Below are 26524 nucleotides of genomic sequence, written 5' to 3' on the forward strand. Positions count from 1 at the left end.
GGATTAAGGGGGCTTGGATGTTCGGAAATCCGAACATCACCGCCGCACAAGACCCATTTCCGGATCAGGAGGTGTTCGCTGTTCCGAATGGGACGCGGCCATCGGAACTTGGCTGCGACCTCTACTCCGTTTGTTCCAGGGCGATGCCGAGCCGCCGCATCTTCTCCCATAGCGTGGTGCGCCCGACGCCCAGCAGGTCGGCGGCCTTGCCCATCTGCCCATCGGCCCGCTGGAGGGTTGCCAGGATGTACGACCGTTCGCTCTCGTCGCGGACCGCGGTCAGGTGAGGCCAGTCGTGGGCGTCGCCAAAGCTGTCCCGAACTCCCTGTTCTGGAAACAGGTCGGCCACCCCGAGCCAAGCCCCGGTGGACAGGGCGACCGCGCGCTCAATCCGGTTGCGCAGTTCGCGGACGTTGCCCGGCCAGTCATGGGCGAGTGCCGTCGCCTCCGCCTGCGGGGTGAGGCATTGGGCAGGCCGCCCGAAGCTGTCGGCGTAGCGGCGCAGGTAGGTGAGCAGCAGAGGCAGGATGTCGTCCCGCCTGTCGCGCAGGGGTGGGACGACGATGGGGATGACGTTGATGCGGTAATAGAGGTCGCGCCGGAAGCTGCCGTCGCGGACCCGCTGCTCAAGGTCAAGGTTGGTGGCGCAGATCAGGCGGGCCTGGAAGGGGAGCGGCTTCTCGCCGCCGACCCGGAAGAAGACGCGCTCCTGGACCAGCCGGAGCAGCTTGGCCTGCTGCGGCAGTGGCAACTCGCCGACTTCGTCGAGGAAGAGGACGCCATCCGCTGCCCGCTCGGCGTAGCCGCGATGCAGGGCATGGGCGCCGGTGAAGGCTCCCCTCTCATGCCCGAACACTTCGCTGTCGATCAGCTCGGTCGGCACGGCGGCGCAGTTCACCGCCATGAACGGTGCCTGCGCATGCCTGGAGCTCTCGTGCAGGTAGCGGGCAACCACCTCCTTGCCGGCTCCGCTTTCACCGCTGATCAGGACGGTGCTGTCCACGTCGGCAACCCGGCGGACCAATTGCTCGACCTGATGCATCCGCGGGGAAGTGCCGAGGACACCACCGCCAGCCCAACGCCCGCGCGCCTGCAAAAGCTCGCTGACCCGCGCCAGAAACTCATCGATGGGAAATGGCTTCGTCAGGTAGTCGTCGGCCCCGGCTTTCACCAGGCGGACGGCTTGCCTGACGTCTCCGAAGCCGGTCATGAACAGCACCGGCGTTCCCCCCAACTGGGCGGCGGTCGTTCGGAACAGCTCTTCGCCGTTCATGTCCGGCAGGCGGATATCGCAGACGAGGATGTCGGGCCTGTGTGCCGTGAGGGCGGCCTGGGCTTCCGCACCGCTGGTCCACCAGACCGGCTTGTACCCCTCCAGGGCGAGACGCTCGACGAGGGACTCGCCCATGATGGGATCATCCTCGATGATCGCGACCAACGGTGCCTCACGCGGCCTCATGGCTTCGCCTCGTCTGTTGGAGGGGGATGGAAAGCGTCACCGTGGTTCCGACGGCCGGCTCCCCTGCTGCCGGTCCGATGGCGACCTCAACCTCGCCCCCCACACGATCGAGAAGGCGGGCGACCGTCCATAGCCCCAGCCCGCGCCCGCTCTGGGGCAGCGACGTGGAGCCCCTGCATCCCAGCAGGGCCACCATCTCGGATGGCATGCCCGCCCCTTCGTCACGGATGACGATCCGCAAGCCCCGCCCCCTGACCTCGGCGGTCATGGTCACGGGGGAGCCGGGAGGGGAAGCCCGACAGGCGTTCAGCAGAAGGTTGAGCACCATCTGGCGGACGGCAGCGCCATTGACGGGCAGCGGTTTGTCCAGGCGGTTTTCCCAAAGCAGGCCGATGCGCCGGCGCTGTGCCTCATGAGCGACTAGGAAGCGGAGATCATCGAGCTCGTCCGGCGCCATTTCGATGGCTTCCAGCGGCTCCTTGTAGGCGACCAGGGCCGCACGGACGACATTGCCGATCCCTCGGAGGCCGCGTTCGATCAGGGCCGCGGAGCGCAGCCGCACCGCTTCATCGCCGCCGTGCCGCTGCAGGGTATCGACCGCGGTCAGCATGCCGCCGAGGGGGTTGTTGACCTCGTGCGCCATGCCCGAGGCCAGCCGCCCCAGCAACGCCAGCTTCTCCTCGTCGGCCAGTCGGGCGGCAAGGGCCTCACGTTCGGCGACGGCGGTGGCCATGGCATTGAAGCGCCGGTACAGCCGGCCGATTTCGCCAGTCTGCTCAACGACATACCGGCCGGGGATCGGCTCGACCACGCCGAGTCGCATGCGTTCGACGTGGTCGTCGAGCACAGCGAGGGGGCGCAGGAGCCGGCGGACCAGGGCGTAGCCCAGGAGGGCCAGCATCAGCGTCAGTCCCGCATTCACCGCAATCAAGGTCATCAGCACTTCGTGCCGAAGCCGGACGAGCGGTCGCAGGTCCAGTTCGGCGAGAATGTGACCGAGTGGCACGGCTCCGGACCCGATGGGCCAATGGACCCAGGCCAGCTCATGGGTGCTGTCGATCGACAGCCCGTCCGATCGACCGAGCCGTGCCCGCAATCCTTCCGGCAGCGGCGTGCCGACCGGATAGGCCATCGGATCCGACGCGGCCACGACGGAGGCATCGGGCTGAACCACCACCAGCTGGCGCGCGGAGGCCATGGTGGCGGCCCTGCGGGCGTGATCCAGCACATCGAACGTCTCCCAGACGTCCTGGCGGGCCAGGTGCGGCTCGATGGCGACGGCAAGACTGCCGAGATGGGCCGCCGCCAGCTGGCGGGTTTGCGCCTGCTGCTCCTCGGCCAAGCGGGTGAGCACGGTGTAGGAGATCAGCGACCCCACCGCAGCCATGAGACCGGCCACCAGCAGCGGTGCCTTCACCGCGAGAGGCCAGGTGCGAGGATACCCGGGCCATTTCATGCCGGAGCCCTCACGAAATCCGACATGGCGGCGATGCCGTCGAACAGGGATGGCTCACCGACGGCAAAGCCGTCCAATCGGAGCTGATGCAGGACGGATCGGCCGACGGTGTCGGTCTGCATGTCGATGAGCGCCGCCCTCAGCTCGCGAACCAGAGGGGTGCCGAGCTTGGAGGCCTGACAGGCGATCGGAGGAAATCCGAGTTGCTTCGAGCGATGGCAAATCCGGGTGCGGCCGACCAGATCGGGCTCGATTTCGGCCATGACATCCCAGACATAGCCGTCGACGCTGCCGCTCTGGGCCAACCCGCTCGCCACGGCACGCACGACGTTCCGATGCCCGTAGGTGAAGAAGCTCCGGCGAAAGAAGCTGGCTGGGGACTCGTTCATCGTCGCCAGCAGGTACCGGGTGACCAGGAAGCCGGAGTTGCTGTCCGGGTCGGAAAAGGCATGCACCTGACCGCGCAGATCGTCGATGGTCGCGGCCGGATCGCCGTCCTGCACGATGACATAGGATTGGTAGAGCGGCTGCTTGCGATAGACCGGGACGGCAACCAGGCCCAACTGGCTGCGGAACTGGACGTAGGGGAACCCGCAAATCCAGGCGGCATCGAGCTGTCCGGTCAGGAGCATCGTGGTGATCTCCTGGTAACTCCGCCGCTTCACCAGGCTGACCGGCCGCGACAGGCGCGTCTCCAGATAGCGTTCAAGCGCCGCCAGCAGGTCCGTATCGGAATCCAGGAATACCGGCGTCAGTCCAAAGCGGACCGGTGCAGTCGGGGGAGAGGCCGCCAAGCTCGGCATCGAGACGAGGCTTGCCGCACCCAGTCCCACCAGGAGCGACCGCCGGCTCCAGCGGAGGAGCGATCCATGCTGCGGTTTTTCCCCCTCAGGCACGCTGTCCTCCCGAGAGACACGGCATGCGATGACGGCCAGGAACGTCCGACACCCACATTCCGACTTATCGTCAGTAGTGCAAACTATTCCTCTTTTCCAACTTTCCTCAAGTGTGCCAATGGTGATCAGGCCACGCCGGAAGGGAGCCGGTCAGACATCATCCTCGGGAGGAGCAAGCAAGCCTTGGTCGCGTGCCCGGTCGAGGAGGGCCTTGACGCTCGACGGTGCCCAGGTCCGGGCGCCAGTCTTTGTTGGGATGCCCTGACGCTCCAACTGACGACCGATGCGGGCGAGCGTCGGCTTCTCGCCATCGGAGCGGTTGCAGCCCAGCGGAAAAGTTTTGGCTTCATGGATTGCGGAAACCGCCCTCCGTCTCGGACCGGAGCGAGACAAGACACCAAGGCCGTTGGAAGCTGATCGGAGCAATGGCGCCCCTGCGCCGCGCGCTCAGCACCCGGCCAGGAACTGGGGTCAGTCAAGGTTATTGAGATCGCCGGTAAAGGTTATTGTTGCCGAGAAAGCGCCGGCGACACGTGCCAGTTCACGTTATTACGACCTGGATTTCGGCCGAAACGGCTTCAGTAAAGGTTATTTCGCCAGCCGACATCTGTGGTCATGCCGCCATCCTAGCCTCGCCGAGTGTCGGTTTTCCGGGATCGCTGGACTCAGTTTCAAGCAAATTCAAGCCGTCCGTGTTTCCCAGGATCGGTGGAAAATAAACCAGGATCACCGGATTGATGTCCAGGATTACCGGACGATGTCGATACAGACCGTCGTCACGGTGGCGATCATGCCGCAGAGCAAACCCGATCATCAATCGGCCACTGACGAAGAGTGGCACGAGGCGGAGCGCCGGGAGCGCGTCGTCCGGCCGCTGGCAGAGCGCCAGCGTTTGACGCGGGCGGAGGTTGCCGATGCCGCTGCCATATTGGGGCTTAAGCGGAGCCGCATCTACGCGCTCGTGGCGCTCTATCGCGAGAAGCCGGTGACGAGCGCCTTGATTCCGCCGAAGCCGGGTCCAGCCCGAGGGTTCCGTCGCCTGGAGCCGGAGATCGAGAGCGTCATCGAAGCGGCAATCCGCGATTATTACATGACACGCCAGCATCCCACGGTGGCCGGGTTGCGGCGGCACATCGAGCACGAGTGCAAGGCACGGGGCCTTTCGACGCCATCGGTGAAGGCTTTGCGTGTCCGCATTGATCGGCAGGGCCGGAAAGCTCTGGTGAAGGCGCGGGAGGGACCGAAAGCAGCCCGTGACCAGTTCCGCCCGGTCTTCGGGGAGTATGTGTCGGATCACGCTCTTCAGGTCGTTCAGATCGACCACACGCGCGTCGATGTCATGGTCGTCGACGAGATGTACCGACTGCCCCTTGGACGCCCTTGGCTGACGTTGATGATCGACGTCGCAAGCCGGATGGTCGTGGGATTCTATCTGACCCTGGAGGCTCCATCGGCGACCTCCGTCGCCATGGCCATGCGGCACGCTGTGCTACCGAAGGCGGATTGGCTGGCGGAACGCGGGGTGGCGGCTCCCTGGCCGGTCGCGGGGCTTCCGGAAACCGTGCACATGGACAACGGTAAGGACTTCCATTCGAAGGCTTTGGAGCGCGGCTGTCAGGAATATGGCATCGAGCAGCAGTATCGGCCGCCGGCGACCCCGCATTTCGGGGGCCACATCGAGCGGTTGATCGGGACAATGATGGGCGCCGTCCATCTGCTGCCGGGAACCACCTTCTCGAACATCGACGAGAAGGGCGACTACGACCCGGAGAAGACGGCGGTTATGACGCTGCCGGAGTTGGAAACGTGGCTCGCCATTCAAATCGTGGGGGTCTACCACGCCAGCATCCACAGCGCCCTTCAGCTTCCGCCGATGACGGCGTGGGAGGACACCGTTGCCCGGCGGTCCACCCCGGTGCGTCATCCGGCCGACCCGGAGCGGTTCCTCTTTGATTTCCTGCCGTTCGAGAAGCGGAAGGTGACGCGGGAAGGCATCCGGATATTCAACATCCACTACTGGGACAGCATTCTGAGCGTATGGGCTGGACAATCGGCCTCCCGGATGCCGGTCAAATATGACCCACGCGATTTGTCGCGGGTGTTTCTCCAGGCTCCCGATGGAAAGCACTGGCCGATCCGCTACCGCGATCTGCGCCGGCCGCGCATCACACGCTGGGAGCACCTGGAGGCGATACGGGCGCTGCGGGAACGGGGACGCAGGTCCGTCGACGAGGCCATGATCTTCGATGCGATCGAAGCCCAACGAATGCTGGTCGCCGAGGCTGCGGCACGAACAAAAGCCGCCCGACAAACGCTGCAACGGACCGCCTATGCACTCGCCGGGTCTGAGACGGCAAGCGCAACCCCAGAGCGGACGGAGCCTTCACCATCCTCGCCCGCTGACGACGCCCCGCCGACTGATCGGCCCCTGTTGCCCTACGATGTGGAGGAATGGTCATGAGCGAGGGTTTCGAACACCTCCATCCGGCCTATCGCGAATACGCGTGCCTAGCCGACCATGAGCGCATTGAATGGATCCGGGCCGACCGCTGGATCAACCACCGGAGGGCAGAAGCGGCGCTCAGTAAGCTCGAAGACCTGCTGACATACCCGAAGCGGGACCGCATGCCGTGCCTGTTGCTGTTCGGCGACGTCGGCATGGGCAAGACCAAGATCATCCGCAAGTTTGTCCGGGACCACCCAGCGGTCTTCAACGAGGGAACGGGGGTGACGACCATGCCGGTGGTCGCGTTCCAGATGCCGACGCAGCCGGACGAGGGGGATTTCTACGACGAACTGCTGACCGCTCTCGGCGTGCCGCAACGGCGAGCGGGAACGGTGCGTGGCGCCCGCAACCTGTGCCGACGTCTGTTGGGCGAGATGAACGCCCGGGTGCTGGTCATCGACGAAGTGCATGCCATGCTGGCCGGCACCTACCGTCAACAGCGGATTTTTCTGAATACGCTGCGATTCCTGACCAATGATCTGCGCATCCCCTTGGTCTGCGCCGGCACCGACGAGGCTCGGATGGCGTTGCTGACCGATCAGCAGCTTGCCGATCGGTTCGACGCGCTTGAGTTGACGCATTGGCGGGACGATCAGGCATTCCGCGATCTGCTCGCCAGCCTCGCGGCAATTCTGCCGTTGCGGCAGCGGTCGTCCCTCAGCAGCGCCGCCGTCAGCCGGCGCGTGCTGTCGATGACGGATGGGATCACGGTGCGCGTCTTCCGGCTGATCGAAACCGTGGCGATCGCGGCGATCCGGAGCGGTCGGGAGATGATCGATGAGGAGAGTTTCACCGCCGACGATCTCGTGCTTCCGCTGGTTTCCATGACCGTCAAGGCGCAACGCGGCTTGGGACGGAAGGCTTCGGCGGCGGTGTAGCGATGACAGTTGCATCCGTCATCGTGACGACGGTGCTGCCGCTCGCCCCCCGGCCAATGGAAGATGAGCTGCTGTCGTCGTGGCTGTCGCGGGTCGCCTGCCGGTACGACCTCGATGGTGGCGCCTTGCGGGGTATCCTGACCACGCCGGGTGACGATGCGGAAGCCCTGCCGACTATGAACGGTCTGGATTACCGGCCGGCGCACGAGGAAATCGCCGCGCTTGCCACGGCAGCCCGGCTTCCAGTCGAACGTCTTTCGATCCTTGCTCTGAAGACGGCCAACCCGACCTGGCCGCGGCATTGGTACGCCTGGGACTGGGGCGTTTTGGATCAGACCAACGGAACCGAGCGTTATGCCGATGCTCTGGCTCCAGGGTGGTGCGATCTCTGCCTGAACGAAGATCACGCCACCGGCCGGCATACATACCTGCGTCGTCATTGGGCGTATGCGGCGGTGGGTTTTTGTCACCGACATCGCCTGCCGTTGCGTCATCTATGTCCATTCTGTCAAACGGCCAGCACCCTCCGGTTTGTGCCGTCCGATGGCGGAGCCCGGCTGTTTTGTGGAGACTGCGGCCGCCCGCTTGATGAGTATGCGACGGCAGGCCCCAAGGATGCAGCCGCAAGCTCGTGCGCCGACAACAGTCCAATCGGTCGCGCGTGGAGTGCGGTCATGGCCTTCGAGACGGACCTTTGTCGGGCGCTGAACCGCCGGACACCCGCGGCTCGATGGATGGGGCGAACGCGCCCAGCGGCGTTCATCGCAGCAACCGAGGATCTGATTGTGGCGCTGATGGCGGGCCAGGGCGCCTACCCCCGCGAACATGCGATCAATGCATTCGACAGCGCCGCCTTTCCGTCGCCTGGGAAGTTCAGATCAAGAGTCGACCTGCAGTACTGGGCATGCTGCGTGCCGCCGGCGCGGCGTCGAAGCCTGCTGGCTGCCGTGGTCTCCCTTCTGCTGGATGAGGAAGCCAGTGCTCTGGTGTCGGAGTCTTGGTTCGGCTCTTACCGGTGGACTGCCTCTCTGGATTGGCTCTTCCGCTGGCTCGGAGAGTCCCAGAGAGCTTGGCTGGTTGCACGGAGCGCGGAGTGGCCGGAGCTTCTGCGGCAGCGGTTGGAAAAGATCGCTGGCGAAACGTCTGTGAGACGGTCGGCCCACCATGGCCGGAAAGCCTCCGTTCAGCGCAAGAAGGCGGCAGGGCCAGTTGCGCGCAAGCCGTTTCCCGGAAAGACGCCGGACACCCCGCCATCCACGTCGGGAGCACTTGGGTTGCCGGACGCCGCCCACTACCGGCGTCTGGCGGAAGCGATCCTCTCGAGCCCTGAGTGGTTGGCTGTGCGCCATGCCCCGCCAGCGGTGCGGAAACGCACGTTGCATCGGTTGTCAGAGGCCGCCCTGGCTGCCTCCCGCACAGCCCATAGGCATGCCGGTATCTTGTAGACGCACTGACTGGTTCTCATAAAGCACGAAGGCCGGAGCAGAGCTCCCGCCTTTTTTCGTGGGCAACACTCTCAGGCGGGCTGCGGCGCCAGCCCGGCCCCACCGGCCCGCCGAACTTCGGCTTGGTCGGCCAGGAGGGCCGTCGTCTGGCGAGCCGTCAGGATGGGTTTCGACTGGCTGTCTTGGTAGGCATTCGCCATCTGCTGAACCCCGTCTGCGGTGTAAACGTGGCCGTTGGGGCTGTTCTTCGTCATCTGCATCGCAATGACTTCTGCATTCACGTTCCCACGTCGCAGCTTAGCGGCACGCTGGACCAGATGACCGGCCCGCGAAGTGGCAGTCTGGACTTTGTCGAGCACGTTATCGGCGAGCGTGTCGGTGACCTTCGGCATAGGGACTCTCCTTTCCGGGGGACAATTTCTTAGAGGTAGCCAAGATCCAAGGAGTATCCGAGAAAAAATTAAATGCTGGAACGAAATGTCTCCATTGCTATAGAAAAAAAACGTGCTTGAGATGGGTTCAATACGCAGTTGCTTAAATTAAGCTCAATTTCAATTATCGAAAATGTATTGTTATATCTGGTCAGAATCCCATTCATTGAGAAAAATGCCAGATAACTTTCAATAACAGATTCATGTATTCTTTGTCTTCCTGTCCTTTCTTTAACCTCAGCTATTGATATTTGATAATAATAAACCATTTCTCCTGAATGAGAAACGCGATTTATGCTTGCTTCTATGAGGCTATTTTTAGCGTCCTCAAGAAAATTGAAATCTATTGGATTCATTTCTCTGTCCTTATGTTGTAATGACTCTATACGACAACCTGATTTCCTCAGAAGGAGCGTAAGACAATCGCAAGGTAGCGGCAAGAGAATTTTTTCATGATCGTAAGGATGCTCTAAGGGCTCCCGAAGCGGCAGATTTGCCGCGGCCTCCTGAGAGGCAATGCGACGCGCCCGACGATCCCCAAGCCGCCCCCAAGTCGAATAGCCCTTTCTCAGACAATCAGCCCAGACATCCTGGATGCCGTCCGGCAGGTTCTGGAGGCTCATGGACCGTTGCCGAAAAAGCTCCGCGCTCGTGAACGCCGGGGCCCTCTTCGTAAGCCTTCCGTCGCTGCCCTCAAGCACCTGACCCAAACCCTGTAGCAGGTATGGCCGGGCCGACCGCCGCATTGATGGCAGCGCGCCGAGCGACAAGTGCCGCCGTCGCCTCCGTCAACAGCCAAGCTATTCGGCTTCCTTTTCGCGGTACCTTCAGACACACCTTTGGTGCGAAGGCACAGCTAAAGCCCTGAACTTCCTGAACAATGTTTGATCCATGCACTAAGATACTGATTTAGAAACAATTCTTGATGGGAGTTGGCTGGCGCGCTATACCTGAGTAAGGACATTCAGCCGGGGGAGGCGACATGACATCCGGCGTCGCTGACTTCGAGCAACGGCTCCAACTGCTGCTCAGCCGCCTCGGGTTCACGGGTGACCCGGACTTTCTCACGGATCCAGATGGCCTTGGCCCGATCCAGGTCTCCCACGCGGTCAGGGCGGCGTTCGAGCGGATGGGCGTGGTGGGCGTGTTCTGCCCGCAATCATCGCTCGGTGCCGGGAGCGACCGGCGGGTGCCGGTCCTGTACGTCGCGGCGGCCATGAGCGAGGATGCGGATGCCATGCACCGGTCCGTCTGGTCGCAGTCGGTGGTGCCCATGCTGCTGATTGCCACCGAGTCGGGCTTCCAGATCCGAAACGGCTTCGACTATCGCAAGCACACGGCTTGGCCCTGGACGGAGCTGGATGGCGAGGGGCTGCCCGCCTCTCTGCTCTCGCTGACCGCCCAGGCGATGCGGAGTTCCGCCTCGTGGCAGGACTTCCACGTGCCGACCCGCGTGGATGAACGTCTTGGAAAATCGGTCAGCGCGCTTAGCGATGAGGTGGTGCGGCAGCAGCCGCGCCTTGCCGGCCGACGTGACGTCGTGAACGCGCTGGTCGGCAGGTTCTTATACCTCTACGTGCTCATCGACCGGGGCGTTATCGACCAGGCGTGGGTAGATGGCATCCACGTCAACGGTCGCCCCGTCTGCCGGGCGATCCGGATCGACGAAGGATTTGCCGAGGGTCAGCCGCCGCCACGTGCCTGGCCCGCGACCCAGGTCTGGCGCCTTTTCGATGCGATCGACGACCAGCTCAATGGCTCGATTTTCCCGCTCACCCGCAAGGAGCGCGCCCTGGCAGGTCCAGAGACGCTACACTTCATCCGCCGGGTCCTGCGGGCGGACGAGATCCGCGACGGCAAGCAGCAGTACGGCTTCCTAGATGTGGACTACGCGACGATCCGGACCGAGACCATCTCGGCGCTCTACGAGTGCTTCTTTGAACTCGAGGACGGCGACGCCAAGAAGCGCGACGGCGCCTTCTACACGCCGCCATTCCTGGTCGATTACATCGTCGATGAGATTGACGGAATCGACCCCATCGATGCCACCTCCTTGGTGGTCGATCCGGCGTGCGGCTCGGGCGCCTTCCTGGTTGCCAGCTTCAGGCGCATCGTCGAGAAGGAGCGCCGCTTGGGCCTTGTCCCGACGGCGCCCCAACTTCACGAGATCCTGAGCCGTTGCGTCGCCGGGTTCGAGGTCAAGCGCCAAGCCGCAAACGTTGCGCGCTTCAGCCTCTACCTGACGCTGCTTGACTACCTTCCCGGCCTTACGCTGCGCGAGATCCCTTCTGCGATGGCGGGCAAGAAGCTGTTCCCTCCACTGGTCCGTCGAGTTCATCACGGCGACGCATTCGGGCCTATCCCTGCCGACATCCGTCGCAAGGCGACCCACGTCCTGGCGAACCCGCCATGGACACCCGTCCCAAAGGGATCAAGGGCCGAGGGGTACAGGCAGTCCCTTGCGATAGGCAGGGACGCCAAGTTGCTATCCCCGAAGGACGGGATGGCCGAGACGTTCTACTGGCGCGCGCTTCATGATCTATGCGCGCCACACGGCCATGTCGCAATGGTCCTCCCGACCAAGTCGTTCATCTCACCATCGGCAACGGTTTTTCCGGACGCACTCGCTGGTGGCTCACGCGTCCTCGGCATCACCAACCTCGCGCACTTCCGCGAGCGCCTGTTCGCAAACGCCCGCGAGGCCGCCACTGTCGTGTTCGCCTCACCGACGAAGCCGGCAAGCCTCGACTGGACTTGGCGCTACTCCCCCAAGCCGTCGAGCCAGCCGGTCGGCAAGGACGGCGTGCCGTGGGCCATCGTCGTCGACCGTGGTCAGGTGGAGCGGTTCCGGCAGGCGGACATGCTCCTCCCCGAACACGAGTGGTTCCGCGATCTTATGCTCCAGCCCCTGGACCGGCAGTTTGCGGCGAACCTTTCACGCCCGCGCGGTGGCTCCACGAGAAGCCTGGGCGAGTTTATTGATCGGGCAGGCATTCTGGTTCGTCGCGGTGGAAGCCCTGCAGAGACCGGGCTGCCCGCGGACAAGCTGCTCAACACCAAGTCCAACGACTATCGGGTGCGCCTCGGCCGCCTTCCGGGTACGATGAGGGACTACGAACTCACGCAGGCAGACCTCGACCGCGTGTCCCCGTCGTTCCGAACAGCCTTTCAGGGGCCGATGCTACTCATGTCGCGCGCCCAGTCCGGCACCGAGTTGGTCGACCATGCGGCCGCCTATGCATCCTCCCTACTCGGCATCTTCATGCAGGATGGCAACCTGTCGCACACCGAACAGCTAACGGTGTTGGAGCAGATAGGTGCCTATCCGGCAACCAGCGTCGGCCGCTATCTGCTCGCGCTTTTCGGGAGGCTGTGGGTCTTCGACCAACGCCGTTTCGAGGCGAAGGATTTGCGACGCCTGCCATTTCCTTACTCGGACACCGAGACCCTGTTGGCAAGACCGGTCACAAGCTTCAGCGATGAGGACTTTACAGCCTTCTGCCGCGAGAGCTTCGGGACAACCGATCTTTTCGTAACCGCTGTGAACGAACACCACAGCCTTCGCGAGCGATATCAGGACGGCCGGAAGCCCACCGAGGGATCTGCGCCGACCGAGGAAAGCGAACGCAAAACATACGCGAAGATCTTCGTCGATGAACTGTCCGCGGTGCTCGACGAACCTGTGGCCGTGGTCTTTGGGTCTGCAGCAGCCGAAGGCAGCCTCGGCTTCAGCGCATCCATTGGCGCCGCACCTATATCGGCGGCTACCAGCTGGCGGCCGAAGCGGCTGAGCGAAGAACTGAGCCTGCACGTTGAAAGCGCGCGCGGAGGCGCCACGATCCAGATCAGCAAGCCAGACGTCCGGTCTGCCTGGACAGCGGAGCGGGCCTATGCCGACGCCCTCGCAGCGTTGCGCGGGATAATGGCGGCATGACAGCCACAGCGCTCGGCACCCTGCTGCCACATGGAACCGAGGACCTGCAGGTGCGTCTGTGGGAGCGCTTCGCGGCGATGGCTATCGAATCCATCCAGCAGGCAGGTGTGTTGCTCGCCAGCAAGGGACTCGGATTCGACCATACGCTCAGCGACGGGTACTGGTCCGAGAAGCCACGCGAGGTATACAAGACCAAGGTGCGCGTCCCTTTGGAAAACGGGATTACGGATCCCCTCGTCCGAGCCCTCGAGGTCGTACGGCAGTCCGCGCCCGAGGATCATCTGATCTCGAGACTCCAGGTCTGCTTCGTCCAGCAGCAGCCGCGCGCAACCCAAAAGAGGGTCGGATCGAAGGCATACACGACCGATATCCAGATCCGCTCACTGAAAGTCGAGAAGCTCGACCTGCGCGTCGAGGCCAAGATGCTTTTCGCTGGCAAGGACGTCTCTGCTTACTGCGGTCCTGATGGGTTGCTACGCTTCGCCGACGCTGAGCCATACACCGATCAGCCGGTGGGGATGATGCTCGGCTACTCAGCGCGCCGAGACGACGCCCACTGGCTCAAGCTGATCGAGGGAAAGAGCAAGCCGTCCGATGCTGTGATTGGTTTCCATCAGGTCGGCCTCGCAAGCGGCCCGGTGAGCGCATCCGTACTGAGGTCGCACGCGACTCAGAACGTCGTCGTCCTGCACATGTTGCTCCCCTTCGAGAGCGATCCGTCAGCGCGGCAGCTAGACGCGACCGCCTCAGCTGCGAAGAAGAAACCGCATAAAATGATCGCCTAATCATTGCGTAGGCGCATGTATGTGAGCACCTCGGCGCATATGGAAGGATCCCCGAGATCCGATATTACCGTGTCATCGACGGCGCCGATGCCCCCACCAAGTGCCCAGGGCGCTGCCGGATGACCGGCCGGCAGCATGGCGACTAGCTCCTCCGCGGCAGCGCGATCCCTACTAGCCAGCATCCACGCGATGAGAAGGACGAGGGCCCTGCGCTTGCGGTTCGCGGCGAGGGCTTCGGCGGCAGAACGGACCGCTTCCGCGCTGCCGCGCCAGCCGAGCAGGATAGCCAGCACCCCGGCCACGGGCTCATAGCGTTTATCGAGCAACTGCGGCGTGATTCGTTCGATCAGCCCGCCATCAAGATCAGCGCCAACAGCTAACAGTGCATAGGCCGACGACGAGCGTACTCGCGCACTACCCGGTTCTACGGCGAGAAAAAATAGGCGCTCATGATAAAGTTCTCCACCAAACTTAGCGAGAAGGGTGAAGATCGCCCTCCGCACGTCCGGGTCCGACGTGTCGGTTGCAATGGCGAACAGGGCCTCGTTCTGCTCAGGTTCCAGCGGTGCGACATCCATCAGCGCTGCGATCGCCGCTTGGGCGATCGGATAGTCGTCGCTGTCTCGCCCGTAGTGTTGGGAGTGCCGCGACCACTGATCGGCGGCCAGCGAGAGCAGGGCATTCCGGTGCCCGTTGTGGGGCTTGGCTTTCAGCACTTCTACTAGCGCGCGGAGCACTGGGCTGGCCTTGTGCCCAGCAAGCGCGAGGAGCCGCTGCGGAAGCGGTGCCTCCATGGGAGTGGCGACTGCGGTCAGTGCCTGCGCGGCCACATGCGCGAACTTGTGGTCGATGGCAATCTCCACCTCGTCCAACATGCCGTGGCGGATCGCCGCTGACAACCCGTCGATTACAACCGCCGGCTCGTCGCTGGAACTGAGGGCCCAGCGTGCGTCGCCCTCGACGGACAACCGGACGTATTCGTCCAGTGCAAGCCGGAATGCCCGGATTTCGGGCGACGGCTCGGCCATCGACGTGAGCAGCTCCACGGCCTCCTTCGAGGGCCTCGGCTTCCTCCCAGCCAGGAGCGCCAACTGAGCATTACCTAGGCTGTCGAAAGGCTTGGGAAGCAGGACGGCAGCGACCTCTGCGGCCTCGTGGTGCTCCGATCCGCTCGGCGACAGACCGTGGCGCAGCTTGGCTATCCCGCGGGCAATCGAGATCAGGCGACCATGGTCGCGCCGCTGCATAAGACGGTCCAGGATAGGTTTCACGAGATCGGGCGCACACTCGACAAGGCAGGCGAGCGCCGCCTGCTCGACATCCCTGTACGGGGAGCCGCTGACGATGCGGGCCTCAAGCGGCTCGCGGTAGCGCTCTTCCCAGTTCCGTAGCAGCGTCGACCAGAGGTCATCCTCATCCTCGGTGCCGTATGCCGCTTGGAAAGCGCCTGCCACCTCGTCGGCTTGTCGGACCTCGTCGGAGTTCCGGTCGGAGAGCGCCCGCAGCCAATAGGGCCGCAGCTGGTCTGCGTGACGGTGCTGCGCGACCAGCCGCCAACCCCGCTCCTCTCGCATCCGCTCTACATAGGCCTTCAGGAACTCGCTGGCTGTGTAGCCGTCGTCGTTCTCAGCGAGGTGCTGGGCATAGTCGTCGCTGTAGACGTCGTTCATGATGTCGAGACTGGTCTCCTCGGCCGCAACGAGATCGCTGGCGGACGGCGTCAGGACCTGCACAGCGGTGTCAACGATCAGTTCGAACCCCTCCAGGTCTTGGAGCGCACCGTGGGCGATCGCATCGTCCGAGGAGATGTAGCCGAAGTGCACCGCTGTCGCCGCGGCGCCGAGGAACGCGTCCGTCAGTCCATCCGAAAGCCGTACGAGTTCCGCGCTGAGCCACTTCGGATAGGACGTTCGGTCCTGGGGGAGGACGTCACGCACGAACCTCTCAAGGATCGGCCGGGTTGCCGGGTCGGCCGCGCGTGCCTCATACCATTCCTCGGAATGGTCGGGCCGTCCCCATCGGTCGAGCCCGCCGAAGGTCCGGTCTGGACGATGGCGTATAAAGCGAGCGATCTCGGCGCCATTGCTATTGGCCGATCCCGCCTTTGCCGCGAGGCGCAGGTCAGCCTCGAAGTCCGTGCTGCCCTCTGCGAGCCGGGCATCCAGCCACCCGTCGATACTGCCGGCAGTAGCAGCGTTGGGTGAGACGCCGAATTTGTCGCGGACGACGGCGAGGATGCGTGCCGCCGCTGCAGTACCCCACTCGGCACCCGGCCCGTCATCCGACACGAGCAGGTCCAACAGCTTGTGGAAGGTCCGACGCACTACCTGCCGGTGCTCAGGCTTCTCCAGAGTGCGTGTGATCCCAGCCTCCACGCGGGGATGGTAGTACGTCACCATCCCGCCCTCGCCCTGGCGCAGGTTCCGCGCCGCGACGAAGAAGTCTACGAGCGGCGAGACGCCACGGCCCAAGGCCACGTCCCTGTCGGCGAGCGCATCCTCGATCTCGCGCAGCACGGATCGGGTCACCTTTCCGCTCGCCGTGAGCAGTCCGTACAAAATCGCTGCAGCCGGAACATCGTCCCGACCCTCGATCTGCTCGATGACGGTCCTTTCGATGGAGTTCTGATGCGCGCCGGCTATCGCCTCCCTTACGAACCCCGGGGGATTGCTGAGTCCCTTGCGGTCCTGGACACGCATCGCGTCGAAGAACTTCTGTATCTCGAGAGGTGTGGCCAGTTCCCCCAGGACGGTCCGCTCCGAACCGCGCGCCAGGGTCTGCAGGTCACGGGGGAGGCTGTCTATGCGCGTGCGGTAGAGGCGCCGCCGCTCTCCTGGACCGTAGTTCTCCGCCTCCAGCTTGACAACCCACTGTTTGACCGAGCCCAGCGCGCCCGACGCGAGCGCCACGTCGTGCCGGGATGTCGCGATCACCAACGCGTCAGGCCGCGCGGCGGCAAGCACGTCGCTCAGCAACTCGTTCCATGGCCGACTCCTAGGATCGAAGTCGAACCGTCCCCACGGGTCCTCGATGTCGTACAGCACCGGCCGCGCCGTGTTGTCGTTCTGGAGCTCCGACGGACCGAGCAGGATCGGTCGCCGGGTCAGCCCTGGGATCTCCTTCCGCAGTTCGTCGTAAAGCATCTTGGTCGCCAACGTCTTGCCTGTCCCCGAGGTGCCGATGATGATCGCCGCTGACCTCTCCGCCATCGCCGCGCGCAGCTCCACCCAGTTTGTCGGATGGACGTAATTCTCGAGTTCCGGCGCGCTTGCGAGATAGCCGTCGTGGGCGCGGATCACCTCCTCGATCTCGGCGCGCCGCCAGCGCCGACCGCCGGCTCCGGCTATCCGGGCGCGTGCTTCCTCGCGGAGTCTGGCCCGGCAGTCGTCCAGCCGGGCCTTGGGGATGCGGCAGCCCTCCAACAGAAGGCGGTCAATGTCGCCACGCAGCCGCTCGTCGTCCTGGTTCGCGATGACGGCCACCCGCCCCGCGATGCTGTGCTTAAAGCCTTTGGCTGTCACCTGCGGCATCGCAGCGGGCTTCGGCCAAGCCCCCGCACGGCGACGACCGAGCTTCTTCGCATCACCGTTCAGCCCCGCGCTGGTGACGAGGAGGTAGCGAGCATCGGTCTTCTTGAGGCGCTCAGCTGCAGACTTACGGTCGTCACTGCCGTGCGCAAGCAGGCTGCAAAGCGTCGAGGGGGTCCATGCGTCCCCCCCACGTCGCTTGGCCTGCACAATGAGCGTATAGCTCTTCATCGGAACGCGGCTGACGAGGCGTCCGGGCTGAGTGTCCGTCAACTCCGCCTCAAGATCTTCCTGCGTCGCAGGCTCCAGCTCGAGCTCGTCTGTCTGCTGCGTGACCACCACAAGGTCGAGTGCGAGCCACACCGACACGTCGATTTGGTACTCATAGCCAGCCAGGGACGCGGACCCAGCACCCGAACCACCCCCAGGAATCGTCATAGACATTCACGCCACCCCGTCTTGGTATTCACGTCAGGCGGAATGCCCGGGCCGCGCAATCCCCCTTGGCAGGTTACACGGAAGGGACGTTAGCTGCCCCGGCGTTCCTCGCGCAAGGCGCACAGGCCGACGATGGCTGCAAGTCAGCGGCCGTCAAGCCTCGACCGCGAGGCATTTGCTTTTACCGGCTCCCCCGAATCTGCCATTCTGCTGTCGACTATGACAAGGGGGTGCGGTAAGCGCCGTCAGATTCCTATCTGAGAACACGAACCGAGCTGGGTGATTGAAGGGCAGCTATCCGCCGCTCGCCGCCAGATCACTGATGTCGGCTGAGGGGGCGACAGGCAGCAGCCCCTGGGCGCGGGCGCGATCCAGCAGGTTCTTGACCGACGCCGCCGCCCAGCTGCGCCCACCCCGTGGCGTGGTCTCCCGCATCGCCTCCAACTGGGCGCCGATTGCTCGGAGCGAGAGCTTCGGGTTGGCCCGGGCGATGCCAGCCACCAGCACCATCAGCCGGTCGTCCCCCCGCACCGACGGCACCTTGTCGAGCAACGCCCGATCGGCCAGCCCTTCATCGACGAAGGCGCGGACGGCCCGACGCAAACGTTCGGCCGTCCAATGCCGACCCGGTGGCAGCTTGGCGTTCACGGCGCGCGTCACCGCCGCCCAGGAGCGGGATGGCCGAAGCCGCTGCACGGTGGGCAGCCACTCCTCCGCCGTGCGGGTCAGCTCCAGCAGATAGAGTTGGCGTTGCCGGTCGGCCAGACGCTGCGCCGTCACCGTGTCGCCGTGCTTCAGCTTGGGGTTGCCGCCGATCCGGCCCCGCGCCCTGGCGGCCGCCAGCCCGGCCCGCGTCCGCTCACGGATCAGCGAACGTTCGTACTCGGCCACGGCGCCGAGCATCTGCAGCACCAGCGTGCCATGCGGGCTGGCGGTGTCGATCGGGCTGGTGAGACAGCGGAAGTGGCAACCGCGGCCACGCAGATCTTCGATCACCTCCAGCAAATGCGACAGCGAGCGGCCGAGGCGGTCCAGCTTCCAGATGACCAGCGTGTCGCCCCGAGCGAGGCGGGCCAGGGTCCGGGCCAATTCCGGCCGGGCCCGCGAGGCGCCCGAGGCCTTCTCCTCGAAGATCGTGGTGCAGCCGGCGGCGTGCAGCGCGTCCATTTGGGCGGCGGTGGTCTGATCGTCGGTCGAGACACGGGCGTAGCCGATGAGCGCCATGGCGGATTCCAAGCTGAAAAAAGCGTCCGGATGCCCCTTTTGTAAAGTCTGTGAGGACTAGAGTAAACGACCGTTTCAGCGCAGTCCGTTTTCTTTACAGCGGCCTGCTGGACCAGGCCCGGTCAAGCTGGGTTGCCTCGCTCCTGCCGCTCGCATCCGCAGCCGGCCGATGCCACGCGACAAGACGCCAAGCCGCTCCCTCGCCTTGTGCCTCGTGATCAAGGCTGTCATGGAAGCAGGTCGCACTGGGACAGTGACCGCACTGCTCACAATTGTTCACGTGTTTCCAAGGGGATGAAGCCGCCACCCCGGCTGGCAGGCGGACTTTTCGCATGAACCGTCAACTTTTCGCATGAACCGGTGGGCAGAACAGTGGCTGCAGGGAGCCCAGAACACCGGGATTCCGACTTTTCGCATCAACTGCCTTATAGCGACAGATTTCCAGGACGGTCGTGCCCCCGGCCGCCGCCGTGCGCCAGGAGCCTTTGCCCCCACAAAGGGAATTCACTGACATGAAGTAAAACGCTATTTTACTTCCACCTGACACGCTGTGGCCGCCGCGAAAGGATTGTCTGTGCTCGGGTTTTCCGCCCTCGTTAAAGCCGACCCCACCGTCCGCGCCGCCGCCCTCGAGCGCGCCACCCTGGCGGTCGCCCGCCTCGACGCCACCCTCGACGGCCATCCGCTGCTGCGCGCTTGGCAGCACTGGGTGCGCCTGGAGGCGGTGCGCGCCCACGCCGGCCTCGACGGCCACCGCGTCGAGCCGCAGCGCCTCGCCGCGTACCTCGAAGGGCTGCGCCTGCGCGCGCCGGACACATCGGCGCATCACGAACGCGGCGCCGACCTCGATGCGCTCTCCCACGCCCTACGGCTCTATGGCCTGATGCTCGCCACAGCCGACCGCCGCCCGGCGCGCGAGCTTGACGAGACCACCGAGGCCCCGGAGCACCGGCGCCTCGCCGAGGACGCGTTGTGGGCGCTGACGCAGGCCGCCCCCGGCGCCCACCTGCCGGTGCTGGCGCGGGCGATGCGGGCGTGGATCGTCGATGACCGCCCGCGCGGCGCCGTGCGCGCCGCCCTGCCCGCGGCGCTGCAGGCCACCGGCGTCACCCGCGCCCTGCTCCCCATCCTTGCCGGCGCCGACACGCTGCGCCCGGACAGCCCCCTGGACCCGGACGGCTGGACGCTGGCCTTCGCCCGCAGCCTGGAGCGCGAGGCCACGGACGGCCTCGCCATTCTCCGCCGGCTCGAGCACGCTTGGCGTGAGGCCCGCGCCGCCATCGGGCCGCGCCGTTCCAACAGCCGTTTGCCGGCCGCCGTCGACCTGCTCGCCGCCACGCCGCTGCTCGGCCCGGCCCGGATGGCCGCCCTGCTCGGCTGCAGCGTCCGCGGCGCCGGGCTGATGATGGAGGAGCTGGTGGCCTGCGGGGCCGCCGTCGAGGTGACCGGCCGCGGCTCGCACCGCCTCTACGGCCTGCCCGCCACCGAGGGCATCCGCGGCGAGACCGCCGGGCCGCGCCGCTACGGACACCGGCGGGGACGGCCGCCGAAGGTCATCGTGCCGGAGCCGCTGGCCGTGACCGAGCCGCTCCCGCCACCACCGCCGGTGCCCGCCCGCCTCGAGCGCCTGGAGGTGGATTACACGGCATTAGACGCCCTGCTTGCCGACACCAACCGAGTCGTTGAGCGCGTGCAGCGATTGCTCAAAAGCCGGTGACGGGCGGCACTTACAGGCGCCGGAGGCCCGCGGTCGGCGGCAATGTGAACGGACCCGTCGCTGTCCGCGAGCCTCCCCCGATGCAGCCCAGATCAGGCACAATGATCATATTAGAGCATGTTTGTAGACGTCATGCGTTGACCTGCTTGGGCGCGAGGCGCTGCAGGCGCCGGGAGAGGATGGAAATGAAGGCGATCTCGACGAAAGCGACGAGGTGCTCCTTCGTCCGCTCAACGATGGTGTTCAATCGGCGGTAGCGCGACAGCCAAGAGAACGAGCGCTCCACGACCCAAGCGATTTCGGTGGGGATGAACACGCCGTTGCGACCGCGGGCGATCGGCTGGATCGTGATGCCGAGCCCGTCACCGACTTTGGCCAGGCGGTTGCCCCGATAGCCAAGGTCGCCAATGGCCGGTCCTTGGAAGCCCTGCTCCGCGAGTTGGCGCAGCACCGGCACGATGCCCTTGGTGTCGTGCACGTTGGCCGGGGAAGCGTCGATGGCCAATGGAAGGTTGTACTTCTCCACCGCTAACTGGATCTTGATGCCGCGGATCTTCTTGCCGCCATCCACGCCGCGGGCAAAGCAACTCGGGGCCGAGGGACAGCTGCGGCTGTCGATCACCACCGCGCTCGGCTCGGCCACATCTCCGCAGGCCAAGCGCCACGTCCGCCGCAGCCGGCCGAGAAGACGGCGCCACAGTCCGAGCCTGGTCCAGCGGGCGAACAGCGCGTACAGCGTGCCGAACGGAATGGCGGAGAGTTGGCCGATAGCTCGCCACTGCATGCCGCAGAAGGCCACGCACCAGATGGCCATGATTGCCTTGCGCAGCACCGCTCCCGTGAGCTCCGGCTTGGGCCCGGAGCGGGTCGGGCGGGAGCCGTCGGCCGCCATCGCCGTAAGCTCGATCAGCACCTCCTCGACGAAGGCCTCGACATCCGAGAACGCGTCCCAGGACGCTGGCGTGGTGCTTGCGGGACGAACGGCAGTGCCCATAGAATGCGGTTCCAGACTGTCAGGACGAAGCTCACAGAGCTAGCAGACCGCGCCTCCGCCGCAACATCCCTCTTCAGCTTAAAGTAGCATCCCGCCCAGCCCCGGTCGGCACGGTCCCGCTGCAAACAAGTTCTGAATCTCCGTGGCGAATTTTTTGTCGATGTCGTCATCGCCGGTGAGGATCAGATCATGGTCGGCCACCGCCCGCTTGCCGACCTCCAGTGGCCAGAGCGTCGCCATGGCATGGCGAAACCTTTCGGCACGAGGCTGGTCCAGACGCGACAGGCTGAAGATTCGGGCTTCGGTTGTCGTTCCGACTGCGTAGACGCAGGTGTCGTCCCGCCGCTCCAGAGCGGTCGCCGAGCGCCCGTCCTGGAAGGTGATCTTCGTTCCCTTTGCCGGACACCGAAAGGCAGCTGGACCGCTTCCCCAGCAACGACGGCCGGCCGGCTGGCCGCGGTCTGGCAGGCTGACAGAGCTGCGGCGAGCACGCCGAGGGCGGAGATGCGGCTCAAAGCAGTCCTAAAATGCATGTGTGGGAATTCCAACTTGACGTGGCGATGGATCGGTCATGCGCCTTGGCAAAGCGTCGCAGACGGATCAGGAGCAGCTAGCGTCGAGGTTGGGGACAAGGGCACGGGCGTCCTCACCGAAGGAGGGCAGCGTGGCCCCCTTGCACAGCAGGATCGCTTCGACATAGTCGCGGAACCGTGGCTCCGACCGACCGGTGATGCCCTTGCGGTCGTAGAAGCGCTCGTAGCGGTGGGTCGAGGTCCACAACGCGACGATGACGCCGTTGGGGTCGATGACGGCGGTCAGTGGCACCGGCTCGATGTCCTTGGGCGCCGGCAACGCGTCCTGGTTTGGCTGGCGGCTGTCCTGCACCACGACGATGCGCGGGTCGAAGCCATGGCTGCGCTGATAGGCAACGTCGCGCAGCATCTGCCGTTGCGGATCCGCACCGGCGGGGCTGGCCCGGTTGGTGGCCACCATCATCACCACCGGAACCTCCGGATGCGCCCGCATGAACGCGTCCAGCCCCGGGCGTTCCGCCAAGCACGGAGCGCACCAGTCGGCGCCGCGCTTGAACAGGAACCAGCGGCCTCGGAACTCATCGGTGTGGTGGGTGACGCCATCCTCGCCGTGATGGGTAAAAACGGGAAGACGGTCGCCGACGGTGAAGCCGTAGGACTGCGATTGGGCTGGGGAAGCCGGGAGCATCGTCAAGAGGACCGCGAACGCCGGCCCTATGGTGAGCAAGGCGGAGTTGATCCGGGTTACGGCGGCGAGGGTGGACGTCATGGCAAGGTCCCAGGCGTTCGATGATGTGTTTCGACCAGCCAGTGCGGCGGTTTGGTCTCAGATAGGATTTAATTTCAAGTCGCCGTTGCGTAATAAGAATTCGTTTCTCGGTCAAGTCACTCACCCGGAGACACTCCGGCTTATGAGCGACGAGCTGAAACGTAGGATAGACAAGCGGCTGCGGGCTTTCCGGAGAGCTGGGACCTCAGCCAGGAGGATATGGCTGCGGCGATTAACCGCAGCGTCGAGACGAGCAACATCAAGCACGGCTGGGTTCTGGCGGCGCTGGAGACCCTCGACCGTCTGTCGCGCTACCTCGATGTGCCGCTCACCGACTTCTTCGATGAGGGTGCCCGCGTGGTGTCGCCGGCCTGGGCCGCCACCGACATGCGGCTGCGCGAGGTGATGCGCGGGTTGACGGACCGCGAAGCCGAGGTGGCACTCCTGCAGATCGAAGCATTGACGCTGCTGCGATCCGATGGCAAAGGCTGACCGGACGCGGGCGGCGCCTCCTCCAAAGCGCCAGCCCGTGCAGGTCGTGCCGGCTGGACCGCGGTTAACCCGCCCTCACCGTCGGTTCGGCTGAAGCCGGCCTCCCCGTTGCCGTCGTGGTGCGGCACGCGTCGACGATCGCACGGCTGAGGCGGGCGCTGACGCTGTCCTTCCCGGCTTCCAAGCGCATGAGCCGCTCGCGCGTGATCCCGATCTGATCGGCAAGAGCCTGCTGCGTCAGCCCTGCGCCCTCTCGCAGGCTCAACACGTCCGCACCGGCCATCGTCTCCAGAACCCTATCGTCGATCCAGCGCAGCAGGGCGAGCATCAGCCCTTCCGTCAGCGCATCCGGCTTCCGGCGCGCCTGGATGTCTTCCAGGAGGCGACGCGCCACCGTGCGCGCATTGCCTGGGAGAGCAACGTCATCGAGACCGATGAGGGTCGCCACATTCGGCAGCCGACGCGCCCGAGCGGTGTATGTCTCCATCGTTGCCTCATCGGCCAGCCCGTATCTCAACAGGCGGTATCCGGCCTTCAGCACAGCCTGAGCGACGTCGACCGCCTGATCCTCGGCCTCGTCTTCGTCCTCCAGCGTGTGCCAGTCGATGCCGGTGACCACGCTGGCCAACGCCTCATCGGCATCAGGCACGTCGATCGAGAAAGGCACACCGTTGATGGCGAAGGGCAGGTCGACGCCCGTGTCGCCGGTCAGAACGTCGGCGACGAACGCCCGCCGGACATGCGGTTCTGCGCGTGCGTACTGGTCAAGGAACAGGGCGTTCAACGCCGCCATCGTCGGCGTGGGGTTGGTCGTGGTGGCCGCGCCATGCACGGCGGCCTGGTAAGCGAGCCCCAGGCCACCGGCGTTCTCGTGGGCTCGGTGCAGGTTGTTGAACAGAGCGGCATCCTGGGTGGATTCGGCCGACGCCGGCAGGAACGCGTGCCGGGGGTGAGCGGTGGAGTGGGTGGTCATGCGGGGCTCCGTTGTGTCGCCCGTGGGTGGGCTCGGCTTGGATATTTTCCACCCGCCGCGCCAGGAAAGGCCCTTGGGGACACAAATCGTCACGGTCACGTTTCGAAGCCGCGACCTCGGCGTCAGCCGATGGACCGTCCCTTCTTGTCATGCGACATCCCAATTTGGTCCTTCCGCGTTTTCGGTGCAACAGCGTGGCTGGAGCGCTGCCGTTCAAGCCGCCTCCAGGACCCGGTGACGCAGCAGATCGAACTTGGCGCGGCCGCACATGGTTTGCTTGATGGTCTTCAATCGGCTGATTTGCCCCTCTACGGGCCCGGTGCTCCACGGCAGCGACAGCGCCGTGCGGACCGCCGCGAGATCACGCGCGAGCCCATCGGCGAACCCGGCCAAGGCGGTTTCCTTCGCCACGGCCAACCATTCATCCAACCGGCCCGCCTGCTGACGGCGCACCATGGTGCTGAACGCGCGGGCCAACTCGATGGCCCTGGTGAGTCCCTCGGAACGGATGAGCAGGGCAGCGACGAACCATTGCTCGGCGGCATCGATCATCTCCGGATCGGCCACCACCAGCCACGCCGTCCGGCGTTTCGAGGGCAACTTCCATGGTCTCCCAGGCGATGCTGAAAAAGCGGTAGGGCGAGACCGGATTGTGCGACTCCCGGTACAATCTGCGCGCCCGCCGTGCGTGCGCATGATCTGTGTGCGCTCTGTTCTATGGGTTCTTGTTCTGGTCTGTTTTTAAGGTGCCACTCCAGACAAAGGCCTCGTTGTCGGCCAGGACCCACGCGGCGCCAGTCCGCCGATAAAGAAACCGACCAGCGATGGGCGCCGCTCCGAACCGAGCCGGCGCCCATCCCTCAGCCGATCCGCGCCTAAGCCGACATGACTGACTCATGCAGAATCGGTCCGGCAACCCGCCACGTCGCGTAATCAAGCACACCGTACGTCTCGGTCGCTGCGAGCACGCGGCAAATCACCATGGCATCAAGCGCGACACCGAAGTAGGCGGTCCGTTCGGGCGTCCGCCACGTGGGGTCCACCACCGTCCCGGACTCCGTCACGCACCACGCGTGCTCGAGCGGGACGCCACCGTCCCTCTCCAGGGCGTAGCCCTCCGCATAACGGTAGCGACGCGGGTTGGACATCATCAGCTGGAAGGCGTTCTGGAAGCACATCTTCCGCGTGCCGAAGGGGATGTCGGGCGGCAGCGGCGCCGGCGTCCAGAAACGGCCCTCGCCGAACAGAAAGGCGGTCGGGAACGGCAGACTCGGACGGCGCTGCCCCGGCATCTTGGAAGGATCGATCAGTGCGAGGAACTCGCGGAGCTTCGTCTCAGCGTCCATGCATGGTACTCCCAGACATTTTCCCCCCAAGACGAAGGTACCACCCGTGCCCTCTCAGGCGCCCCGGTCAGCGCACCGCGCCGGCGTGTCAGCACGAAAAAATTTCGGCCGTCCGCAGCACGCGGCTGCAGATCAATCCCATCGCGAGCAGTGCGTTCGGGAGCTCGGCTTCGCCCTGCTCAGCCCGCCGTGATCGTGTTCGAGGTCGTCCTGAGCCACGCGACCGAGCTGCCCCGGCAGTGCCGACCGTACGCGGTCGCGATCGCGAATTGCCAAGCGGCCATGGCCTGCGCCCGGGCGGTGCGCAGGGTGCGGCGGGAGACCAGGTGGCGCTGAAGGGTGGAGGTGTTGTTGACGGCGGCGTGCAGAGAGAGGAAGCGCTGGGCTGAGCCTGGAGACTTGAAGCGCTGCATCTTCCTTGCGCGTCGCCGGAGCGGCTGGTGCGAGACTTCGGCCCAGTTGTTCTGGCGCCGGCCTTGTTCATGATGCGCCGTCAGGCCGATCTCACGAAACGCGGCCCCATAGGAGCGCAGCTTGTCGGCGGAAACCCGGGCCGGGGCAAAGCCCTGCTTCTTGAGCAGCGTACGCATCAGCTTGCCGGCGGCAGCTTTGTCCCATCGGCGTTGGATGAAAACCTCCAGCACCTCGCCCTGATCATCGACGGCCCTCCACAGGTACCTGTACTGGCCCCGGTGAAACTGCGCCGGGCTTCCCGAGCGGG

At 65.0% G+C, this 26524-nt stretch carries 20 protein-coding genes and 2 pseudogenes; 7 read left to right on the plus strand and 15 right to left on the minus strand.

Annotated elements, in window-relative coordinates:
• Positions 1–121 precede the first annotated feature (121 nt).
• The 3 genes from VH569_RS28075 to VH569_RS28085 are packed head-to-tail and all read right to left on the minus strand — an operon-like array spanning position 122 to position 3811.
• A complete protein-coding gene (locus VH569_RS28075; protein WP_423319742.1) occupies positions 122–1459 on the minus strand; it encodes a sigma-54-dependent transcriptional regulator in 1338 nt (445 codons plus the stop codon).
• Positions 1446–2876: a sensor histidine kinase gene (locus VH569_RS28080; RefSeq protein ID WP_423319744.1), complete on the minus strand. Its 1431-nt coding sequence runs from the start codon at positions 2874–2876 to the stop codon at positions 1446–1448. The genes VH569_RS28075 and VH569_RS28080 overlap by 14 nt, the downstream gene beginning before the upstream one ends.
• 35 nt (positions 2877–2911) lie before the next feature.
• The gene (locus VH569_RS28085; RefSeq protein ID WP_423319746.1) at positions 2912–3811 is read right to left on the minus strand and encodes a PhnD/SsuA/transferrin family substrate-binding protein; all 900 of its coding nucleotides are present in this window, start codon (positions 3809–3811) and stop codon (positions 2912–2914) included.
• Between the two features lie 283 nt (positions 3812–4094).
• Between VH569_RS28085 and VH569_RS28090 the strand changes: the two genes are divergently transcribed.
• Genes VH569_RS28090 through VH569_RS28100 form a run of 3 tightly spaced genes read left to right on the plus strand, consistent with a single transcriptional unit; the run spans position 4095 to position 8640 of the window.
• Entirely contained in the window at positions 4095–6272 is a 2178-nt protein-coding gene (locus VH569_RS28090; protein ID WP_423319748.1) for a Mu transposase C-terminal domain-containing protein, read from the plus strand.
• On the plus strand, positions 6269–7195 hold the full coding sequence (locus VH569_RS28095) for a TniB family NTP-binding protein (RefSeq protein WP_423319750.1): 927 nt from the start codon (positions 6269–6271) through the stop codon (positions 7193–7195). Before VH569_RS28090 ends, VH569_RS28095 begins: the two co-directional genes overlap by 4 nt.
• Before the next feature lie 2 nt (positions 7196–7197).
• Positions 7198–8640 (plus strand): TniQ family protein, encoded by a 1443-nt coding sequence (locus VH569_RS28100; protein WP_423319752.1) that lies wholly within the window; start codon positions 7198–7200, stop codon positions 8638–8640.
• Between the two features lie 71 nt (positions 8641–8711).
• On the opposite strand, the gene VH569_RS28105 is transcribed toward VH569_RS28100, so the two are convergent.
• Together VH569_RS28105 and VH569_RS28110 are read right to left on the minus strand one after the other, a co-directional pair.
• Entirely contained in the window at positions 8712–9032 is a 321-nt protein-coding gene (locus VH569_RS28105) for a hypothetical protein (RefSeq protein WP_423319754.1), read from the minus strand.
• A 68-nt stretch (positions 9033–9100) separates the two neighbouring features.
• Positions 9101–9694, minus strand: a complete 594-nt coding sequence (locus VH569_RS28110) for a hypothetical protein (protein ID WP_423319755.1) — start codon at positions 9692–9694, stop codon at positions 9101–9103.
• Between the two features lie 359 nt (positions 9695–10053).
• On the opposite strand from VH569_RS28110, the gene VH569_RS28115 reads away from it, so the two are divergent.
• Entirely contained in the window at positions 10054–13005 is a 2952-nt protein-coding gene (locus VH569_RS28115) for an N-6 DNA methylase (RefSeq protein ID WP_423319756.1), read from the plus strand.
• On the plus strand, positions 13002–13790 hold the full coding sequence (locus tag VH569_RS28120; RefSeq protein ID WP_423319757.1) for a hypothetical protein: 789 nt from the start codon (positions 13002–13004) through the stop codon (positions 13788–13790). Before VH569_RS28115 ends, VH569_RS28120 begins: the two co-directional genes overlap by 4 nt.
• Here VH569_RS28120 and VH569_RS28125 read toward each other — a convergent pair.
• The 3 genes from VH569_RS28125 to VH569_RS28135 form a co-directional block, all read right to left on the minus strand.
• Positions 13787–17761: a hypothetical protein gene (locus VH569_RS28125; protein WP_423319758.1), complete on the minus strand. Its 3975-nt coding sequence runs from the start codon at positions 17759–17761 to the stop codon at positions 13787–13789. The two genes, VH569_RS28120 and VH569_RS28125, sit on opposite strands and share 4 nt — an antisense overlap.
• A gap of 288 nt (positions 17762–18049) precedes the next feature.
• Positions 18050–18979, minus strand: a complete 930-nt coding sequence (locus VH569_RS28130) for a recombinase family protein (protein ID WP_423319760.1) — start codon at positions 18977–18979, stop codon at positions 18050–18052.
• Positions 18980–19319: 340 nt separating this feature from the next.
• Entirely contained in the window at positions 19320–19841 is a 522-nt protein-coding gene (locus VH569_RS28135; protein WP_423319762.1) for a hypothetical protein, read from the minus strand.
• A 21-nt stretch (positions 19842–19862) separates the two neighbouring features.
• On the opposite strand from VH569_RS28135, the gene VH569_RS28140 reads away from it, so the two are divergent.
• A complete protein-coding gene (locus VH569_RS28140; protein ID WP_423319763.1) occupies positions 19863–20696 on the plus strand; it encodes a helix-turn-helix domain-containing protein in 834 nt (277 codons plus the stop codon).
• Between the two features lie 130 nt (positions 20697–20826).
• Here the strand turns inward: VH569_RS28140 and VH569_RS28145 are convergent, their stop codons facing one another.
• The 3 genes from VH569_RS28145 to VH569_RS28155 all read right to left on the minus strand — a co-directional run bounded on the left by VH569_RS28145 (position 20827) and on the right by VH569_RS28155 (position 22992).
• Complete coding sequence (locus VH569_RS28145) at positions 20827–21690, minus strand: IS5 family transposase (RefSeq protein WP_423319764.1); 864 nt, start codon at positions 21688–21690, stop codon at positions 20827–20829.
• A gap of 78 nt (positions 21691–21768) precedes the next feature.
• Complete coding sequence (locus tag VH569_RS28150; protein WP_423319766.1) at positions 21769–21930, minus strand: hypothetical protein; 162 nt, start codon at positions 21928–21930, stop codon at positions 21769–21771.
• Between the two features lie 360 nt (positions 21931–22290).
• Positions 22291–22992 carry a TlpA family protein disulfide reductase gene (locus tag VH569_RS28155; RefSeq protein WP_423319768.1) on the minus strand — a complete coding sequence of 234 codons (702 nt, stop codon included), beginning with the start codon at positions 22990–22992 and terminating at the stop codon, positions 22291–22293.
• Between the two features lie 219 nt (positions 22993–23211).
• Here VH569_RS28155 and VH569_RS28160 point away from each other — a divergent pair, with 219 nt between their 5' ends.
• Positions 23212–23484 carry an XRE family transcriptional regulator gene (locus VH569_RS28160; RefSeq protein ID WP_423319769.1) on the plus strand — a complete coding sequence of 91 codons (273 nt, stop codon included), beginning with the start codon at positions 23212–23214 and terminating at the stop codon, positions 23482–23484.
• A 64-nt stretch (positions 23485–23548) separates the two neighbouring features.
• On the opposite strand, the gene VH569_RS28165 is transcribed toward VH569_RS28160, so the two are convergent.
• The 4 genes and pseudogenes from VH569_RS28165 to VH569_RS28180 all read right to left on the minus strand — a co-directional run.
• Entirely contained in the window at positions 23549–24457 is a 909-nt protein-coding gene (locus tag VH569_RS28165; RefSeq protein ID WP_423319771.1) for a helix-turn-helix transcriptional regulator, read from the minus strand.
• A gap of 213 nt (positions 24458–24670) precedes the next feature.
• A pseudogene (locus VH569_RS28170) lies at positions 24671–25063 on the minus strand (transposase); the annotation flags it as partial.
• A 269-nt stretch (positions 25064–25332) separates the two neighbouring features.
• A complete protein-coding gene (locus VH569_RS28175; protein WP_423319773.1) occupies positions 25333–25803 on the minus strand; it encodes a hypothetical protein in 471 nt (156 codons plus the stop codon).
• Between the two features lie 251 nt (positions 25804–26054).
• Positions 26055–26492 (minus strand): annotated as a pseudogene (locus tag VH569_RS28180) (IS6 family transposase); the annotation flags it as partial.
• Positions 26493–26524: the final 32 nt, after the last annotated feature.

The sequence above is a fragment of the Azospirillum sp. 11R-A genome, assembly GCF_049472615.1.
In the GTDB taxonomy this organism is placed as follows: domain Bacteria; phylum Pseudomonadota; class Alphaproteobacteria; order Azospirillales; family Azospirillaceae; genus Azospirillum; species Azospirillum palustre.